Here is a 17,565-nt window from a genome sequence, read left to right as displayed (position 1 = left end):
GCCTGCTATTTGCCGATTTTCCTTTTCTATTTGCCTACGCACTTTCTATTATCCGATTTCCCTATTCTATTGTCCGGGTTACCTGCTCTATTGTCCGGAATCACATTTCTATTTGCACTTTACCGCTTTTTATTTGCCGATTTTCCTTTTCTATTTGCCAACGCACTTGCTATTGTCCGGTTTGCCGGTTCTATTGTCCGGAACCACACTTCTATTTGCACTTTCCCGCTTTCAATTTGCCGATTTGCCTTTTCTATTTGCCTACGCACTTTCTATTATCCGATTTCCCTATTCTATTGTCCGGGTTACCTGCTCTATTGTCCGGAATCACATTTCTATTTGCACTTTCCCGCCTGCTATTTGCCGATTTTCCTTTTCTATTTGCCTACGCACTTTCTATTATCCGATTTCCCTATTCTATTGTCCGGGTTACCTGCTCTATTGTCCGGAATCACATTTCTATTTGCACTTTACCGCTTTTTATTTGCCGATTTTCCTTTTCTATTTGCCAACGCACTTGCTATTGTCCGGTTTGCCGGTTCTATTGTCCGGAACCACACTTCTATTTGCACTTTCCCGCTTTCAATTTGCCGATTTGCCTTTTCTATTTGCCTACGCACTTTCTATTATCCGATTTCCCTATTCTATTGTCCGGGTTACCTGCTCTATTGTCCGGAATCACATTTCTATTTGCACTTTCCCGCCTGCTATTTGCCGATTTTCCTTTTCTATTTGCCTACGCACTTTCTATTATCCGATTTCCCTATTCTATTGTCCGGGTTACCTGCTCTATTGTCCGGAATCACATTTCTATTTGCACTTTACCGCTTTTTATTTGCCGATTTTCCTTTTCTATTTGCCAACGCACTTGCTATTGTCCGGTTTGCCGGTTCTATTGTCCGGAACCACACTTCTATTTGCACTTTCCCGCTTTCAATTTGCCGATTTGCCTTTTCTATTTGCCTACGCACTTTCTATTATCCGATTTCCCTATTCTATTGTCCGGGTTACCTGCTCTATTGTCCGGAATCACATTTCTATTTGCACTTTCCCGCCTGCTATTTGCCGATTTTCCTTTTCTATTTGCCTACGCACTTTCTATTATCCGATTTCCCTATTCTATTGTCCGGGTTACCTGCTCTATTGTCCGGAATCACATTTCTATTTGCACTTTACCGCCTCCTATTTGCCGATTTGCCCTTGCTATTTGCCTTAACGCACATTTCTATTTTCTGAATTCACCCTTCTATTGTCCAATTCGCCTCTTTTATTGTCCGGAACCACACTTCTATTTGCACGTTACCAAATACCCAAAAAGGCCCCCACGCACATCCAAAAGTGCGTGGGGGCCTTTTACCTTTTTAAAGCCTCATAAAGTCAATGTCTTTTTGGTCGGCTTTGCGCAGGATGAGCGTTTTACAAGCTCATAGGGAATAATGATCCTCTTGGTTGGTTCCTTCGGATTTTCAATCTTCTGGATTAGGCTTTTTGCCGCTTCGTAGCCAAGGTCAAATATATTGATATCGACGGAGGTCAGCGGCGGCCGTGCCATTTCAGCAACAAGCACATTGTTGAAGCTGACAATCGAAACATCTTCAGGCACTGATATCCCCAGTTCATCAAGGGCGTTGAGGACACCCAGGGCCATCAAATCATCGGCAACGAGCATCGCAGTCGGGAGCTTTTTTAATGCAAGCAAAGCCTGGACTGCTTCCCGGCCGCCCTCTCGCAAAAACTCGTCATGAATGACATATTCATTGATCAGAGGCAATCCTGCATCTCTTAATGCCTTCTCATATCCCAGCAGCCGCTCAACCGTCACCACCAGGTTCAAGTTTCCGCCGATAAATCCGATTTGTTCGTGCCCGAGGCTAAGGAGATAGTTGGTGGCATCTTTTGCTGCCTTAAAATTATCGTTGTCCACATGGGTAATTTGCTCGACATTCTTGAATGGTTTTCCGATTACCACAAACGGGAAGTCCTGTTCAAGCAAATAAGATACAAGCGGGTCTTCCACCCGTGATGACAGCAGGATCACTCCGTCCACCCTGCCCCCTTGGACCATGGAGACAACTCCCTCAAAGATTTCCTCCTCGGTTTTGCCTGTAGTCATATGCAGAGCATACTGCTTTGAATGGGCACCGTCACTTAAACCGCCTAGGACAATGGGGAAAAATGGGTTTTGGGAAACGATATCAGTGGAGCTAGGCAGCACTAGTCCAATGGCTCTTGTGGCCTGGCTTGCCAGGCTTCTGGCAATAAAGTTAGGATGGTATCCAAGCTGCTTCATGACTTCCCTGACTTTTTCCTTGGTTTTCTCGCTGATTCTCGGGCTGTTGGCAATCACGCGAGAAACGGTCGATGGCGCGACATTAGCTGCCTTGGCTACATCTTTTATGGTTACTGCCATTTTTATCTCCCCCTTTACGCCAGAATTTTAATTATATTATATCGTAATAATATTTTAATAAAACCAGGAAAGCTATTTCTTTCCCCTTCTTGAAAGCACAAACAAAAATAGCAGGAAGCCTCCAATTACGGCGAGGATTGCCGCCAAAAAGCCCATGTTCAGTCCCGTACGATCTGAAAGCCGATATATTTCAGCCTCTTCCCTGTCAAGAATGACCGTATAGTGTCCATCTTCACTGCGGACGAGATCATTCAAGAGCAGTCCCTGCAACTCTTTCCCGTCTTCGAGCTGATCCGTTGGTATAGTGACACTTTGGGTTTGCGAACTATTATTAATGGCAATTACCGATACTTCATCCTGGTATTCACGCTTATAAACAGCCATGCCATCTTCTTCGTGCAGCACATCAAACGTGCCTCTTGTCAATGATGGCAGTTTCCCTCTGATTTCACCTATCCTGGAGATATAATCGATCAATTCCTTATCTGTCAGGAAATTCATTTGCCGCCGGTTATCGGGATCCTCTCCGCCATCCAGGGCAATCTCGCTTCCATAGTAAACAATCGGGATGCCTGGGGAAGTGTACAAGTAAGTGAGTGCGAGCCTCCATCGCGGGCCTGGGTGATGATTATTTTGTATGATGTCCCGCGTAAAGCGGACCGTATCATGATTATCCAGAAAAGTCCCCATTAAATAAGGATCTTCATAAATGCTTTCGTTTCGCTTTGCTGTAGAAAACAGCCAATCCAGCGTCTGGTCAGGCTGGGAAAACGCCGTGCGCAAATGGTCATTCAGCGGGTAATCGACAAACCCGTCAATTCCTGCCTTGTCATATTGGGCAATATAATTGGGATCGTTCGACCAAACTTCCCCGATCAGATAAAAATCTTCCTTCACGCTTTTTACCTCGCGGGAAAAGTCATTCCAGAAATCAACAGGCACATGCCGGACCGTATCAAGCCGGTAGCCATCTATATCCGTCTCCTCAATCCACCACTTTGCTGCATCAAGAAGGTATTTTCTCACATCCGGATTGTCCTGGTCCAAATCGGGTAGGCCGTATAGCCAGCCGTTTTCAAGGTCTTCCTGGCTATTCCAGTTGGTTATCTCTTTTTCTTGGTGGAACCAGTCTTTTTTATCCGGACCCTCGAGCCAAGGGTGGCCAGGCGCTACATGGTTCACAACAAAATCAAGGATGATCTTGATGTCACGCTTATGGGCCTCCTGTACCAGCCTCTTAAACTCTTCCATTGTTCCAAAATGCTCTTCTGTCGCATAAAAGTCATTGATCCAGTAGCCGTGGTAGCCTTTATCGATATTATCGAAAACGGGTGTCAGCCAAATCGCTGTAAACCCCATATCCTTAATATAGTCCAGCTGCTTGGTGATGCCTTCAAAGTCTCCGCCATGATAGGCTTTTGGGTCTTTTACATCAACTTTGTAGTCATTGGAATTATCTCCGTTATTAAACCGGTCTATCATCAGGAAGTAAATCGTCTCATCCTGCCACTTCCGTTCCTCTTTTTCCACAGCCCCCGCAGGAAGGCTGAAAGAAATCAGAATGAAAATGAGGGTGAAGCCTAACAATGCCTTTTTCATTCCCGTCCTCCTTCAAAATTCAAGCAAAGGCCTGGAAGCCTTTGCTTGTTTGTATCTATATTAGATTATCCCTTTGTACCTCCAGCCGTCAAACCGGATACAAAGTACTTTTGGAAGGAAAGGAACAGGATGGCGATTGGGACGGCAATCAGCACCGCACCTGCAGCAAAGGTCGTAAATTCGGCGCCAAATTGCTTGGCGACCATATCATATAACCCTACGGCCAGTGTATATTTTTGTTCGGTTCTTAATAGAATGCTGGCAATAATAAAATCGCCGAATGGAGCAATAAAGGCGAACAGCGCTACTACTGCGATCATTGGCTTTGCCAATGGCATTACAATTTGCAGGAAGATCCGCATATGACCTGCGCCATCGATTTTGGCTGATTCATCCAGCTCTTTCGGAATGGTATCAAGATAGCCCTTCATCAGCCAGGTATTCATTGGAATTTGACCGCCAACATAAATCAAAATCAATCCAAGATGCGTATCAAGCAATCCAGTGAGCTGCGCCAGAATAAAAATGGCAATTAGGGCGGCAAAGTTTGGGATCATCTGCAGGATCAGGAACAAGACCAAGCCGTTTTTCCGGCCGACAAAGCGGTAGCGGGAAAATGAATAGGCTGTAAGGCTGACCATAATCACCGTCAGGAGCATAGTGAAAATGCTGACCTTCAATGAATTCCAATACCAATGAAGGTAATTGCTGCGCTCAAGGTCAAATAGCTTCTCGTAATGGGCCAGGGTTGCGTTTTCAGGAATGATGCTGGAGCCAGACAAGCTCTGCCCCGGGTTGAATGAGGATCCAATAATCCATGCCAATGGATAAAGGATGATGGCAACCATGGCCAAAACAACTAGGTAACTTAAGGTCAGTCTGATGTATTTCTCTTTTTTTATGCTCATATCACATCATATCCTCTTCCTGGAATGATTTCGTTCTCTTAAACTGCCAAAGTGCTACCGCAATTACAATTGCTGAAAGCATCATGGTGATAGCTGCAGCCTTGGAGTACTGTGCGGATGTCATTGTCAGGCGGTAAATCCACGAAATCAGGATATCTGTCCCGCCGGCGTTTGATCCTGGGACAGCAGGTCCTCCGCCGTTGAAAAGATAGATGATATTAAAATTGTTAAAGTTGAATGTGTACTGTGTAATTAAGATTGGCGCAGTGGCAAACAGGACCAGCGGGAGCGTGATATTCCTGAACTTTTGGAAATTGGTAGCACCGTCCACAGTCGCCGCTTCGTATAACTCATTTGGAATTGACTGGAGAACTCCGGTGGTCATTGCAAAAATGAATGGGAAGCCAAGCCATGTTTGAATTAAAATAAGCGCAATCTTCGTATAAACTGCTTCTGTCATCCATGGGATTGGGCCTATGCCAAAGAAGGCCAGGATATCATTGTTAATGGTTCCGAAGGATTCATTGAACATCCCGGCAAAAACAAGAATGGAAACGAACGCCGGTACTGCCCATGGCAGAATGAAAACCGTACGGATGATGGCTTTGCCTTTCAAGTCTTTCTGATTCACGACAATGGCCAGAAAAATCCCCAAGGCAACCTGGAATGTGGTAGCTGCGAATGTCCAAACAATCGTCCAGGCAAATACAGAGAAAAATGTCTGGCGCCAAATATCAATTTTAAAGATATCAATGAAGTTTTTAATTCCTACCCAGTCAACAAGTTTAGCTGGCGGAGAATGATAAAGGTCGTAGTTGGTAAACGCCAGCAGCACCACGAACATAATTGGGAATATAACTACAAAAACCAGCAGCATGAATCCAGGAGACATGATCAGATATGGAAAACCGTTATCAACCAGATTATGGTACTGTTCTTTCAGGTTTGTCAGCACTTCACCTTTATCCCTTTTCACGCCATTGCGGTAGGCATCACGGAGGTTAAAGAGATAAAAGGCGATTCCAAAGATGACGACAATAACCGCCAGAATTCCATAAACCAGCAGGAATATGGAATGGTCACGCGGAGTTTTTTCCCCGAGGGTGAAAAGTCCCCAAAGACCAATGTTTAGAAGGTCGGCGAACACGTAGAAAAAGGAAGCTGCTAGAATTAAAAATGAAATCCCTTTTAAATATTGCTTGTGGTATAACTGGCCCAGCCCCGGAATGATTGAAAGGGCTGCGGCAATTTTACGGTGGTTGGTTTGATAGGACACATCAGCCATCCTATATTTCCCCCTTTCTCTTTCTCTATTATTAAAAGCATCAGGTGCTTTAGCAGACGAAAAGCGCAAGCTTAATAAAGTTATTTTCTGCCTGCTAAAACATCTGAACCCATCGACAGCGCAAACGTTTGTCCGCTGATAGAAAAATTCTCAAAAAAAGAGATAGCAGTACCCCTGGGAGGTACTGCTATTCAATTTCACTCCTTATTTGGAGTGGTTGGCCTCGATGTTTTGCTTGATTTGCTCTACAGCGGAATCAAGTGCTGCCTTTGGTTCAGCCTTGCCTGTTACAACGGTTTGCAGAGCATCCGCCATTGGCTTCCAAACCTCGGACATTTCAGGAATGTTTGGCATTGGAACCGCATCCTGAGTTTGAAGCGCAACTGCTTTTGCCCCTTCATCTTCAGCGATTGCCGGATCTTCGACCAATGCTACGTTGGTAGGTACTTCTTTTGTTTGTTCGAAACGGTATTTCGCGTTTTCATCATTTGTTATGAACTCCAGGAACTTGGTTGCCCACTCCTGGTTTTTGGAGAATTGAGAGACATGCCAGCCTTTGACACCCATGAATGTCTTCATTGGTGTTCCATCGGCAAATTTCGGAAATGGAGCTACGCCGTAATCGATACCGGCATCAGCCATTGCTCCAAAGGCCCATGGTCCATTCATGACGGAAGCTACCTTTCCTTCATTGAACAGGCCATCCATTGCGGAACCGCCACTTTCACCGATGATGCCATTTGGGAATAGCCCTTCTGAATACCATTTTTGAATGTATTCAGTACCTTTAACGGCACCTTCATTGTTTAAGCCAAGATCCTGCGGGTTTAGAGCACCATCGTTTTCGGCAAAAACATAACCGCCATTGCCGCCGATTGGTGCGTGTGCAAAGTAGAAGTTATCCCAAAGAGCAAGGAAACCGTACTTCCCATCTTTTGTATTTTCTTTAGCGAAGTCATAAAGTTCTTCCATAGTGGCAGGAACTTCGGTCATCAAAGCTTTGTTGTAGATGAAAACCGGTGTTTCAGCCGACTTTGGAAGTCCGTATAATTTACCATCATAAGATTGAGCGAGAATGGAAGACTCAGAGAAAAGGGCCTTTGTTTCATCGCTGACATTGAGTTCCGCGATAAGGCCTTCGACTGCGACTTGGCCAATTTGGTCATGCGGAAGGGTCACGATATCCGGGCCAGTTCCTGCCGGACCATCCAGGCGAAGCTGGTCGCGCATCTTTGTTGCCATTTCAACCTCTTTGAACTCAATTTTAATGCCATGTTCTGCTTCAAAGTCAGCCGCCACTTTTTCAAGCCATCCTGATTTATCTTTATCTTCCCAGACAACCAGTTTTTCGGGTTTAGCTGCTTCTTCTTCCGTGTTGCCTGTGGCCGGAGTATTTGTTTCTTCTTCTTTCGGGCCGCAAGCTGCAAGAGCGCCAATCACTAGGATTAGCATCATGAAAATGGATACCGCCTTTTTCATGTGTTCCCCTCCTAAAAATATTTGATCTTTTTTGTGTTGTCCAAATTAGTTCTCCCTCACAGCGCAAACGTTTGTCCGAAACGGCGCACCATTGTGAAAACGATTGCACAACCTACTTTCATTATAAGGTTTCTTACAAGTTTTACAACTAGTTTTTTATATTTTTTTTGCTCTACCCTCTTATTATTAATTTTTTGTGAATCTCCATATTATGTTTGACAACTGTTATTTCCCTAATTTAACCTTAATTGTAATATACTTTATTAACAGAATATGTCTCCCTTGCAAGGAAAAAACCGGGAAATCTTACTTGATGAAAGGATTGTGTACTTATGCTTAAGGAAGCGATTTACCATCGTCCCAAGGACAATTATGCATACGCTTGCACTGATGAAGAGCTGCACATCAGGATTCGAACGAAAAAAAAAGATGTTAATGAAGTTACGCTAGTATACGGCGACCAGTATGAATGGGTCGACCGGCAATGGGTCACGTCTTCCATCCCCATGCAAAAAAGCGGCTCTGACCAGCTTTTTGATTATTGGTCGGTGGTGGTCAATCCTCCCCATAAAAGACTGCGTTATGGCTTCATCCTGAAGGATGGTGCCGAAACCATCTGTTTTACCGAAAAAGGGTTTTACGCTGAGCCGCCAACAGATGATACAGCTTATTATTTTTGCTTCCCCTATTTGAATAAAGTTGACGTCTTTAAGGCACCGGAGTGGGTGAAGGATACTGTATGGTATCAAATATTCCCCGAAAGATTTGCCAACGGAAACACTGACAATGATCCTGCCGGCACGCTCCCATGGGGAAGCAAAGCCCCGACCCCTTCCAATTTCTTTGGCGGTGACCTGGAAGGTGTCATTAAGAATATCAATTATCTTAAGAACCTTGGCATCAGCGGGATTTATTTCACGCCTATTTTTAAAGCACATTCAAATCATAAGTACGATACGATTGACTATATGGAAATCGATCCCCAGTTCGGCGATAAGGACACCTTAAAACGTTTGGTTGAAGTCTGCCATGATCATGGAATAAAAGTAATGCTTGATGCTGTCTTTAATCACAGCGGCTTTTACTTTGAGCAGTTCCAGGATGTTCTGGTGAATGGGGAGAAGTCACGTTTTAGGGATTGGTTCCATCTGCGGGAATATCCCCTGAGTGCCAATCCTTTGCCAAACTATAGCACATTCGCCTTCGAGCCAAAAATGCCAAAGCTGAATACGGAGAACCCCGAGGTGCGGGATTATTTGCTCGAAGTCGGCCGCTACTGGATACGGGAATTCGATATCGATGGCTGGAGGCTGGATGTGGCCAATGAGGTGGACCATTCTTTCTGGAGGGAGTTTCGCAGAGAGGTCAAAGCCATAAAGCCTGACTTGTACATCCTCGGCGAAATTTGGCATGATTCGATGCCATGGCTGAGGGGAGACCAGTTTGATGCCGTTATGAACTATCCATTCATGACGAATATCCTCAACCTGTTTGCCAAGGGAACGATTACTCCAAAACAATTTATTGAGAACATGACAAACGTGATGTACATGTATCCCCACAACGTAAATGAAGTTGCCTTCAACCTGGTTGGCAGCCACGATACACCAAGAATCCTTACAGAATGCGGTGGAGATAAGGATAAGGTAAAACAGATATTCACGATTCTCCTGAGTTTCTATGGTACTCCTTGTCTTTATTATGGTGATGAAATCGGTATGGAGGGTGTCATGGACCCTGGCTGCCGGGAATGTATGCGATGGGACGAAGACCGGCAGGATAAAGACTTATTTGGTCATGTTCAAAGGCTGATCAGCCTCCGCAAAAAATATCCTTTGCTGGCGAATGCAGGTGATCTTCAGTTTATTCCTCCGGACTACCATGAAACATGTTTTGCCTACACTAAATCGGACGGCAATAAAACGGTTCTTGTCATCCTTAATCATAGCCCAGAGCCTGCGCAGTTTGATTTGCCTGCCGAATTCAAAGGCAGAAAAACAAAAAATCTATGGACTAATGAACAATACGAGGCAAGCACAGAAAAACTGGACGGAAGAGGGTTTACCCTGTTGGAGTTTTAAATTGCGAATAAGCCAGTGTGTCTCCCCGGACACACTGGCTTATTTATAGATCACTATTCTGCTATATTTACATTATAATCCCTGAACCAGATGTGAATCTGGGCGATATGGGCCAAAAGCTGCGGACCTGTCATCAGCTGGCCAAACCATGGCGAAGAGAAGCTTTTCCCGTCTGTCTCAATCATGGTCAACAGTTGTTGCCTGTCAAAGAACTCATGCAAGGCGCTATTGGAGTCTTCGAGAAAACCGGAAAGCATGCTCTTGACACCTTCCGTATAAGCAGGATGATGTGTTTTCGGATAGGGACTCTTCTTCCGGTAAAGCACTTCATCAGGAAGAATTCCCTCAAGGGCTTTTCTCAAAATCCCCTTTTCCCGATTGCCATGCATCTTCATATCCCAAGGTATGTTCCAAACATACTCTACCAATCTATGGTCCGCAAACGGGACTCTCACTTCCAGGCTCGCTCCCATGCTCATCCTGTCCTTGCGGTCGAGCAGCGTAGTCATAAACCAAATGATGTTTAGGTAAAACAGTTCACGTCTTTTTGCCGCGTCACCGGATTCTCCTTCAAGCCGAGGAACCTCAGCGATCGTTTCGGCATATCGGTCCATCATATACTCTTCCAGGTTCAGTTTTTTTCGCCAATGTTCCCGCAGCAGCCCCTGTCTTGCTTCAATGGACCTCATCCAGGGAAAACCGGCCCGTTTGAAATCCTCTTCCCGGCGGAACCATGGATAACCGCCAAAGATTTCATCTGCACATTCTCCTGACAAGCCCACAGTAAAGTCATTTTTAATCTCTCCGCAAAACCATAATAGTGAAGAATCAATATCGGCCATTCCCGGCAAATCACGATAATGGACAGCCTGTTCGAGAAGGCCGGCCAGCTGCTGCTGGGAAATCACACAATCATGATGGACAGTCGAGAAGGCATCCGACATCTTTCTGATCCAGGCTGCATCCGAGTTAGGCTGAAATTCATTCTCCTTAAAATATTTTGCATTCCCTTCGTAATCAATGGAATACGTATGCAGCCTCCCTTTTCCGGAAGCTTCATACTCTTTTGCGGCAATCGCTGTAATGGCACTTGAATCCACTCCTCCGGAAAGGAAAGTACACAGGGGAACATCCGATACCAGCTGGCGTTTAACAGCATCCGTGAACAGGAATCGGATTTTCTCTGCAGTCTCCTCAAGGCTGTCACGATGTGTTTCACTTTTCACATTCCAATATCGCCAAATTTTCAGGCCATTCTTCGAAAAATGAAGGGCATGTGCCGGTCTTAATTCCTTGATCCCCTTGAAGACTCCCGTACCCGGAGAGCGGGATGGGCCCAACCCAAATAGCTCACTTAGCCCCTCCATGCTGACTGCCGCCTGGACTTCCGGATGGGCAAGAATGGCTTTCTGCTCTGAAGCGAAGAGCAGCCCCGCAGCAGTCTCCGTAAAGAAGAGCGGCTTTACTCCCAGACGGTCCCTGCCAATAAACAGTTTTTCCTCTGCCTCATCCCAGACAGCAAAGGCAAAGATTCCGTTTAAGTACTCAAGGCAATTTTCTTTCCATTCCAGGTACGCAGTTAATAAAACTTCTGTATCAGAATGGCCATCAAAAGAATATCCTTTTAGTGAAAGCGTTTTTCTCAAATCTTCGGTATTATATAGTTCACCGTTATAACAAATGGTATAGCGGTTATCCCCCTTGTTTCTGGTCATCGGCTGCCGGCCGCCCTCGGGGTCCACAACCACAAGTCTTTTATGACCCAGGGCAGCATGCGTTTGAACCCAAATATTGGTATCATCAGGCCCTCTTTTGGCCAAGGTATCCGCCATCTTCAATATGGTCTGCCGCTCATTCTGCAAATTTCTTCGATAATCAATCCAGCCGGTTATCCCACACATTTAACATCCATCCTTCCTTTAGCGGAACATATCCATTTTTTGGGCTATGGTTAATCTTATGCAGCAGGAATATGGATGGTTAAAATTAGAGACGATATCTTTACATTTGCAGTTATAAAATTCGGCAATGATGTCTAGAAAGGATGGTGAGTAGCTAAATACGGAGGTTAATGATGAATCGACAGCAACGAATTAAGCTAATAGAAAATCAGCTTGGAGCATTTGATGCCGGCACAATTGAGTTCATTAACCAGCAATGGGTTTTTTTCGATGAGGAAACGGAAGAAGCTTCGCTTTTGGAGCATCATATCAACCAGGAGGTCGAAGTGTTTCGTGAACAGAGCTGGCAAAGAGGATTGCTGCTGGAAAACGGGAAAGTCCAATGTGACAGGAAAATGATAAGCCTGTTTGACGGCGAGAGTATCAGGATCAGGAAACAATTGATCTATTCCTTGGAAAGACTGCTTGATGAACTGAAGGATGAGGCCTTTTTGTATTTTATCAATACCCTGAACTCCCTTCATTTTTCCATCCATGATTGCATTTACTGCTATAACCACCTTACCTTCCTAAACGGAAATGAGGGAGCATGTGGTGTAAACTTCCTGATTTTTGACAACGAAGAATGCATCTGCAGCATCCAGCACCATTTTGATTATGCCAGTTCTCGTAGCGACCGCTTTGAATTTACCCTTAGCAGCGGAAAGCGTACTGTGATAGAAAAGATTTCCTAAGAAGAAAAAAAGCTGCCACGCGGCAGCTTTTTCCTTTTTTTAAAAAATATACGTTCCCAATGGAAGGGAAAATCCAAGGTACAGGACAAGTACAAAGGCAATGATAAACTGAATCCACAATACCTGTGTTCTTTCTCCCTTTGCCTTCCGCCCCAAAATCATTTCGATCATCGCGATGACCCAAAGGCCAACGACCACTTTTAAAATATACATCATGCTGATATTGGCCAGGCTGAAAAGCAGTCCCAGACCAGTTGCAAGAATCAGTATGTACAAGACTCGCAAAATCATCTGTACAATCTTGAAACCTTTTTGTTTACCGCCCTTGTGCAGGCCCAGAGCAACAAAAAATAAAATGACAGCCAAGAACCATGCGGTCATATGGGCATGTACCATATTGCTTGCCTCCTATTATCAATAAGTCTACCTTATCATATCACAGGAGGACAAATTTTCCTAAAATTATGGTGGGAAAAGGAGGAAAATTGTCGAACTATCCTTTATTCCCCAACACTATTTACCAGCTTGCCTATGCCTTCAACAAATATTTCGATTTCATCCCCTTTTTGCAGGAATTTGGGAGGACGAAAGCCTTTGCCTACTCCTGAAGGGGTGCCGGTTGCAATAATGTCACCTGGTTCCAGGGTCATTCCTTTGGACAGTTCAGCTATGATCTTTTGAATAGGAAAAATAAAATGTTCCGTATTCGACAATTGCCGGACTTCGCCATTCACCCTGGTCTCAATCCTCAGGCTGTTTGGACTTCCAATGGCAGAGAAATGAACTATCCATGGCCCCATTGGACAGGTGCCGTCCAGGCTTTTGCCGATAAAATATTGCCTATGCCTTGCCTGGAGGTCACGGGCGGTCACATCGTTGATGATCGTATAGCCAAATATATGCTCAAGAGCATGCTCCTCTTTAATCGCTCGTCCCTCTTTTCCAATGACAACGGCAAGCTCTCCTTCATAATCAAGCTCTTCTGATACCTGTTCATGGGCCGGAATGGATTGTCCGAACCCGATGACAGTGGTCGGGGCCTTGGTGAATACCATAAGATGCTCCGGAATATCTTCTTTGCTGCCAAGCTCCAGCGCATGTTCAATATAATTCTTCCCCACACAAAATATATTTTTCGCGGGACGCGGAATAGGGGCCAGCAGGCTCACCTCTGACAGAGGAAGAAACAGTTCCTCCCCTGCCATCGCAAAAATTTCATGGGCCATGGTTAAAAATCCTTCACCTAAAGCAATGCACTCGTGCATGGTTTCCGGGAACGTATTTATTCCTTCCAATTTCTGCTGTGCCCGTCCCAGGGCAAGAACCTTTTCCCCTGATTCATGAACCATGCCAATAAAAACGCCCTGCCTGTCTTCTGCTGTAACGAACTTCATGTGGAATCTGCTCCTTGTCTTTATTGGATCCCTTCCCTTAATTCACAAACTTGCCGGTTTTGCCTTGGGCTTCCCAATATTCATTTCGCAAATGTACCTTCTGGATTTTACCGGATGCGGTCTTCGGCAGTTCATCGACAAATGTGACACCCGTAATAGCCTTGAAGTGAGCCAGCTTTTCCCTGGAAAAATCAATCAGTTCCTTTTCCGTAATAGTGGTCCCAGGGCGAAGCACAACATAGGCATGTGGTGTTTCGCCCCATTTTTCATGAGGAACCGCAATCACAGCCGCCTCAAGAACCGCAGGATGATCATAGAGAACACCTTCCACTTCGATTGAGGATATGTTCTCGCCGCCCGAGATAATTACATCTTTTTTGCGGTCGACAATTTCGATATTCCCATATGAATCGACATTGGCCATATCGCCTGTATGCAGCCAGCCATCGCGAATCGCTTCCATTGTTGCTTCGTCGTTTTTCCAGTACCCCTTCATGACTCCGTTGCTTCTGACCACCACTTCCCCAATTTCCATCCCATTTCCGGCAACCTCCCTTCCCAGCTCGTTCACAACCTTCACTTCGCTGCCAATCATCGGGACCCCGGCTTTCGCCTTCATTCGATATTGTTCATTTAATGGAAGCCTTTTCAAATGGGAGCGTACGGTGGAAACAGTGCTGAGCGGCGACGATTCTGTCATTCCGTATACCTGGATGAACTCCCAGCCCAGCTCTTTTTCGACTCTTGTTACAAATGCCGGAGGCGGGGCCGAACCTGCGATTACTACCCTTATATTATCCTTCACCTCAGGGACATGCTGTTCATAATGCTGAAGAATGGAATTCAGCACTGTCGGGGCCATATGCATGACGGTCGCACCGTGCTTTGCAATCGCGGCAAAAATCGATTCTGGCGCGGCTTTTCTTAAGCAGACTTGTGCTGCTCCATTGGCTGTATAGTAAAATGGCGAGCCCCAGCCGTTGACGTGAAACATGGGCAGTACATGAATGAGGACATCCTCGTCACTTACCCGCAAATGGTGCATGGAACTTAATGCATGCAGGTAATTATTCCTATGGGTCAGCATTACGCCCTTTGGGTTTCCGGTTGTGCCGCTTGTGTATAACAGGCTGCAAACATCCTGTTCCTCAAGGAACTCCCGATCAAATGGCGCCTCAGAGTTTCCTTTAAGCCACTCATCATACCCTGCCTCAGGGCTCGAGCCGTCATGGTAATGAACAATGATCCTCTCAACAGTCTCTAGTTTGTCCTTGACAGGGGCAATAAGATGATACAGCTCCTGGTCGACAAATAACACCTTGGATTCACTATGATTCAGGATAAAAAGGTAATCATCCGGTTTGAGACGGATGTTTAGCGGGACCATGACAGCGCCAAGCTGAAATACTCCGTAAAAGCCTTCAAGCATTTCGACTGTATTTGGAGCGAGATAGGCGATCCTGTCTCCCTTTTTCACTCCAAGCTTCCTGAGCCCATTGGACAGTCTATTTACTCGGCTGTTCAATTCCCGGTATGTAAACTCTCTGTCCTCACAAAAAACGGCCTTCTTTTCCCCGTATAAAGATACGGCACGATCGAGAAAATGCGTTAATATCAATGGTACGTCCATGTCAATCCCCCTTCTCTTAGTGCAGAAAATTCTAATAATATCTTACCATAATCTTTCCAGCTAATAATGTCGGTTTGTGTCGTTTTTCGTTTTTAAATTATAAAAGAGGCATTTTAATCACACGCTTCCTCCGCTGACATAGGATATTAGCAAAACCTCTATAAGGGTGTTGTATTATGCCAGCAATCGTTGGAGCAGTACAGGTCATCTCGGTTGGAAGCAGCGGTGTATTCCATATTGGCGACGTTTATAAAATCATGCCGGTCTCCACTGCCAAGACTTTTTCAGGAGCAGGTTCCTTTAATACCGGGGATACAGTGACACTTTATAACAATAAGAGTTCAACGAATACCTTCGACCAGGACAGCGTGGATCAGGGGAATTATTTTAATGCCTAACAGCAGGTGAGAGCGATGGCGAATTATTATATAAAGCAAAGCATAAACATTAATTTAATCAGGATTGAGGGCATCAGCAACTCTTCGGTCCTGCAAATCGGAAGTGCGGGAGTGATTAAACCTGCTTCCTATCTGTATAATACCGGAGGATTTACCGCTCCTGCACCGGAAGCAGTCCAGCCAGGCAGTCCATCCTTTTCTCCCGGGCCGCTGGTGCCGCTTCAATCCCCCACATAGTCTTGAAGAAATTCTTTTGCACAAAAATGAATAGAGGTGGGTTCCTTGAACAGGGAAATATACCAATATATGAGAGAACTTCATACCTTTATTGAAATGCAGGCTAAAAAAATCATGGCACTTGAAAAGAAACTAAATGAGCTTCAGCAGGAATTTGCAAAGTTAAAGGAACGGCCTCCTGTCCAAGTCGGTACAATTGAATATAAATTCGACCAATTGAAAGTCGAAAGCCTTGAAGGGACACTGAATATCGGGTTGAATCCCTCCGATTTGGAGGAAATTTCGGATTTTGCTGTTGAAAACCAGGGGATTCAGACGCCAATGTCTCCAAAAAAACCCTTTAAAATGATAAAGAGAAGCGGTGACATTGAAAGCGAAGTAAGAGAGTTTTTGGAGAGCTCTCTTCCGGCAATATATGAGGAGGCACAGGAAAATCTTAATTTTTCGGTTGATGAATCTTATTATTCACTTATCAAGGAAGATATCACCAGGCAGCTTCCGCAACGGATCTCCGCCCACCTGGACACTATTTCAACTGAGGACCGGGAGCTGAATTCTGCAGGGCAGCAAGAGATTGTGGAAAAAATTAAAAATGAAATCAGGCAAGGAGTTTTCGTATTTTTAAGCCAGCTTCAACAGAGAGCAAAGGAGGAGCCAGAGTGATTTTTAATGTCTATAACAAGGAATTGCAGGTGGGAAATATCCATATCCTCGGTGTCTCCAGTTCCTCCCTATTTCTTATCGGCGATGCAGAAACCATCCAGCTCGCCGCCACCTTTGATACTCCACCAGAATCCCTGTTAATTGGGCCATTTGTTCCGCTGGCCCCGGAGACGGGTGCATAATGTCCGGGAGAACAGTCCACGTTGACAATGTGGAGGTGAAAAGTGTGTCCCTTGCCTCTGTCCTGCAAATTGGGGACTCGAACAGAATACAAGGGTTTTCACGGGCGCTCGCCGTACAAAGGCAGGCAGAAATTTTCTTCGGAAACGAAGGCAATTTCACCAGTTACAGGGTATTTTCAGAGCCTCTCCCGCTTAGCCCGATTACAGAACAAGTTCAAATGTCCCGGCAATATATCACACCTTGCATCCGAATCGGAAAAATTGGTGTTACCGGGGTGTCTGCAAGCGCTGTGGTTCATCTCGGAAATACGAGGCATGTTTCAATGGAAGCAAGGGTGAAGCACATCCGCCAGCTTCTTCCAGAGCCGGAGTAAGAACATAAGCCTGCCCCACTGCATATGTTACAGCAGGAGCCTATTAGAAAAGGATGTTTTAAATGCCAGCTTTCGTCGGACCTGTGCAAATCATTAACGTAGGAGGAGGAAACGTCCAATTTGGAGACTCCCTTATTATCTCGCCAAAAAGCAATTCAAAGTCGACCTCAGGGCAGGGAGCAGCCAATACGGGAGGTTTTATTGTTACAAATAACGGATTGAATGCAAACAATGTCGTTGACTCCAATTTGGTTGATCAGCCAACAATCGGAAATAACTGACAAAAAGGA

17 protein-coding genes are annotated in these 17,565 nt (G+C 45.2%); 8 read left to right on the top strand and 9 right to left on the bottom strand.

Annotated elements, in window-relative coordinates; genetic code table 11:
* Nucleotides 1–1,369: 1,369 nt before the first annotated feature.
* The 5 genes from WQ57_RS19450 to WQ57_RS19430 all read right to left on the bottom strand — a co-directional run bounded on the left by WQ57_RS19450 (nucleotide 1,370) and on the right by WQ57_RS19430 (nucleotide 7,681).
* Nucleotides 1,370–2,410: a LacI family DNA-binding transcriptional regulator gene (locus tag WQ57_RS19450; protein WP_046525437.1), complete on the bottom strand. Its 1,041-nt coding sequence runs from the start codon at nucleotides 2,408–2,410 to the stop codon at nucleotides 1,370–1,372.
* Nucleotides 2,411–2,482: 72 nt separating this feature from the next.
* Nucleotides 2,483–4,009 carry an alpha-amylase family glycosyl hydrolase gene (locus tag WQ57_RS19445; RefSeq protein ID WP_046525436.1) on the bottom strand — a complete coding sequence of 509 codons (1,527 nt, stop codon included), beginning with the start codon at nucleotides 4,007–4,009 and terminating at the stop codon, nucleotides 2,483–2,485.
* Between the two features lie 65 nt (nucleotides 4,010–4,074).
* Nucleotides 4,075–4,917, bottom strand: a complete 843-nt coding sequence (locus WQ57_RS19440) for a sugar ABC transporter permease (RefSeq protein ID WP_046525435.1) — start codon at nucleotides 4,915–4,917, stop codon at nucleotides 4,075–4,077.
* A gap of 1 nt (nucleotide 4,918) precedes the next feature.
* Nucleotides 4,919–6,202 (bottom strand): carbohydrate ABC transporter permease, encoded by a 1,284-nt coding sequence (locus tag WQ57_RS19435; RefSeq protein WP_046525434.1) that lies wholly within the window; start codon nucleotides 6,200–6,202, stop codon nucleotides 4,919–4,921.
* Between the two features lie 204 nt (nucleotides 6,203–6,406).
* Nucleotides 6,407–7,681, bottom strand: coding sequence for an extracellular solute-binding protein (locus tag WQ57_RS19430; protein WP_046525433.1), 1,275 nt, complete (start codon nucleotides 7,679–7,681; stop codon nucleotides 6,407–6,409).
* A gap of 332 nt (nucleotides 7,682–8,013) precedes the next feature.
* Between WQ57_RS19430 and WQ57_RS19425 the strand changes: the two genes are divergently transcribed.
* Nucleotides 8,014–9,762, top strand: a complete 1,749-nt coding sequence (locus WQ57_RS19425; RefSeq protein WP_046525432.1) for an alpha-glycosidase — start codon at nucleotides 8,014–8,016, stop codon at nucleotides 9,760–9,762.
* 53 nt (nucleotides 9,763–9,815) lie between these two features.
* Here the strand turns inward: WQ57_RS19425 and asnB are convergent, their stop codons facing one another.
* Nucleotides 9,816–11,663 (bottom strand): asparagine synthase (glutamine-hydrolyzing), encoded by a 1,848-nt coding sequence (gene asnB / locus WQ57_RS19420; protein ID WP_046525431.1) that lies wholly within the window; start codon nucleotides 11,661–11,663, stop codon nucleotides 9,816–9,818.
* A gap of 173 nt (nucleotides 11,664–11,836) precedes the next feature.
* On the opposite strand from asnB, the gene WQ57_RS19415 reads away from it, so the two are divergent.
* Nucleotides 11,837–12,397, top strand: a complete 561-nt coding sequence (locus tag WQ57_RS19415) for a DUF2777 domain-containing protein (RefSeq protein ID WP_046525430.1) — start codon at nucleotides 11,837–11,839, stop codon at nucleotides 12,395–12,397.
* A gap of 39 nt (nucleotides 12,398–12,436) precedes the next feature.
* On the opposite strand, the gene WQ57_RS19410 is transcribed toward WQ57_RS19415, so the two are convergent.
* The 3 genes from WQ57_RS19410 to WQ57_RS19400 form a co-directional block, all read right to left on the bottom strand.
* Nucleotides 12,437–12,793, bottom strand: a complete 357-nt coding sequence (locus tag WQ57_RS19410) for a YisL family protein (protein ID WP_046525429.1) — start codon at nucleotides 12,791–12,793, stop codon at nucleotides 12,437–12,439.
* Nucleotides 12,794–12,897: 104 nt separating this feature from the next.
* A complete protein-coding gene (locus WQ57_RS19405; protein ID WP_046525428.1) occupies nucleotides 12,898–13,791 on the bottom strand; it encodes a fumarylacetoacetate hydrolase family protein in 894 nt (297 codons plus the stop codon).
* 37 nt (nucleotides 13,792–13,828) lie between these two features.
* Complete coding sequence (locus WQ57_RS19400; protein ID WP_046525427.1) at nucleotides 13,829–15,421, bottom strand: long-chain-fatty-acid--CoA ligase; 1,593 nt, start codon at nucleotides 15,419–15,421, stop codon at nucleotides 13,829–13,831.
* A 176-nt stretch (nucleotides 15,422–15,597) separates the two neighbouring features.
* On the opposite strand from WQ57_RS19400, the gene WQ57_RS19395 reads away from it, so the two are divergent.
* From WQ57_RS19395 to WQ57_RS19370, 6 genes are all read left to right on the top strand, one after another.
* Nucleotides 15,598–15,819 carry a spore germination protein gene (locus WQ57_RS19395; protein WP_046525426.1) on the top strand — a complete coding sequence of 74 codons (222 nt, stop codon included), beginning with the start codon at nucleotides 15,598–15,600 and terminating at the stop codon, nucleotides 15,817–15,819.
* A gap of 15 nt (nucleotides 15,820–15,834) precedes the next feature.
* Nucleotides 15,835–16,056 carry a spore germination protein GerPB gene (locus WQ57_RS19390; protein ID WP_046525425.1) on the top strand — a complete coding sequence of 74 codons (222 nt, stop codon included), beginning with the start codon at nucleotides 15,835–15,837 and terminating at the stop codon, nucleotides 16,054–16,056.
* Between the two features lie 45 nt (nucleotides 16,057–16,101).
* Complete coding sequence (gerPC, locus tag WQ57_RS19385) at nucleotides 16,102–16,719, top strand: spore germination protein GerPC (protein WP_046525424.1); 618 nt, start codon at nucleotides 16,102–16,104, stop codon at nucleotides 16,717–16,719.
* Nucleotides 16,716–16,901, top strand: coding sequence for a spore gernimation protein GerPD (locus WQ57_RS19380; RefSeq protein WP_046525423.1), 186 nt, complete (start codon nucleotides 16,716–16,718; stop codon nucleotides 16,899–16,901). Before gerPC ends, WQ57_RS19380 begins: the two co-directional genes overlap by 4 nt.
* Nucleotides 16,901–17,275, top strand: coding sequence for a spore germination protein GerPE (locus WQ57_RS19375; RefSeq protein WP_046525422.1), 375 nt, complete (start codon nucleotides 16,901–16,903; stop codon nucleotides 17,273–17,275). Before WQ57_RS19380 ends, WQ57_RS19375 begins: the two co-directional genes overlap by 1 nt.
* Nucleotides 17,276–17,337: 62 nt before the next feature.
* Complete coding sequence (locus tag WQ57_RS19370) at nucleotides 17,338–17,556, top strand: spore germination protein (RefSeq protein ID WP_046525421.1); 219 nt, start codon at nucleotides 17,338–17,340, stop codon at nucleotides 17,554–17,556.
* The last annotated feature ends 9 nt before the right edge of the window (nucleotides 17,557–17,565 follow it).

This window comes from Mesobacillus campisalis, from assembly GCF_000986785.1.
GTDB lineage: Bacteria > Bacillota > Bacilli > Bacillales > Cytobacillaceae > Mesobacillus_B > Mesobacillus_B campisalis.
This window is presented reverse-complemented; position numbering and strand designations above follow the sequence as displayed.

Excerpts from the sequence above, each read along its gene's own strand:
- WQ57_RS19450 (WP_046525437.1), bottom strand. The coding sequence starts at position 2,410 with ATGGCAGTAACCATAAAAGATGTAGCCAAGGCAGCTAATGTCGCGCCA.
- WQ57_RS19445 (WP_046525436.1), bottom strand. The coding sequence starts at position 4,009 with ATGAAAAAGGCATTGTTAGGCTTCACCCTCATTTTCATTCTGATTTCT.
- WQ57_RS19440 (WP_046525435.1), bottom strand. The coding sequence starts at position 4,917 with ATGAGCATAAAAAAAGAGAAATACATCAGACTGACCTTAAGTTACCTA.
- WQ57_RS19435 (WP_046525434.1), bottom strand. The coding sequence starts at position 6,202 with ATGGCTGATGTGTCCTATCAAACCAACCACCGTAAAATTGCCGCAGCC.
- WQ57_RS19430 (WP_046525433.1), bottom strand. The coding sequence starts at position 7,681 with ATGAAAAAGGCGGTATCCATTTTCATGATGCTAATCCTAGTGATTGGC.
- WQ57_RS19425 (WP_046525432.1), top strand. The coding sequence starts at position 8,014 with ATGCTTAAGGAAGCGATTTACCATCGTCCCAAGGACAATTATGCATAC.
- asnB (WP_046525431.1), bottom strand. The coding sequence starts at position 11,663 with ATGTGTGGGATAACCGGCTGGATTGATTATCGAAGAAATTTGCAGAAT.
- WQ57_RS19415 (WP_046525430.1), top strand. The coding sequence starts at position 11,837 with ATGAATCGACAGCAACGAATTAAGCTAATAGAAAATCAGCTTGGAGCA.
- WQ57_RS19410 (WP_046525429.1), bottom strand. The coding sequence starts at position 12,793 with ATGGTACATGCCCATATGACCGCATGGTTCTTGGCTGTCATTTTATTT.
- WQ57_RS19405 (WP_046525428.1), bottom strand. The coding sequence starts at position 13,791 with ATGAAGTTCGTTACAGCAGAAGACAGGCAGGGCGTTTTTATTGGCATG.
- WQ57_RS19400 (WP_046525427.1), bottom strand. The coding sequence starts at position 15,421 with ATGGACGTACCATTGATATTAACGCATTTTCTCGATCGTGCCGTATCT.
- WQ57_RS19395 (WP_046525426.1), top strand. The coding sequence starts at position 15,598 with ATGCCAGCAATCGTTGGAGCAGTACAGGTCATCTCGGTTGGAAGCAGC.
- WQ57_RS19390 (WP_046525425.1), top strand. The coding sequence starts at position 15,835 with ATGGCGAATTATTATATAAAGCAAAGCATAAACATTAATTTAATCAGG.
- WQ57_RS19375 (WP_046525422.1), top strand. The coding sequence starts at position 16,901 with ATGTCCGGGAGAACAGTCCACGTTGACAATGTGGAGGTGAAAAGTGTG.
- WQ57_RS19370 (WP_046525421.1), top strand. The coding sequence starts at position 17,338 with ATGCCAGCTTTCGTCGGACCTGTGCAAATCATTAACGTAGGAGGAGGA.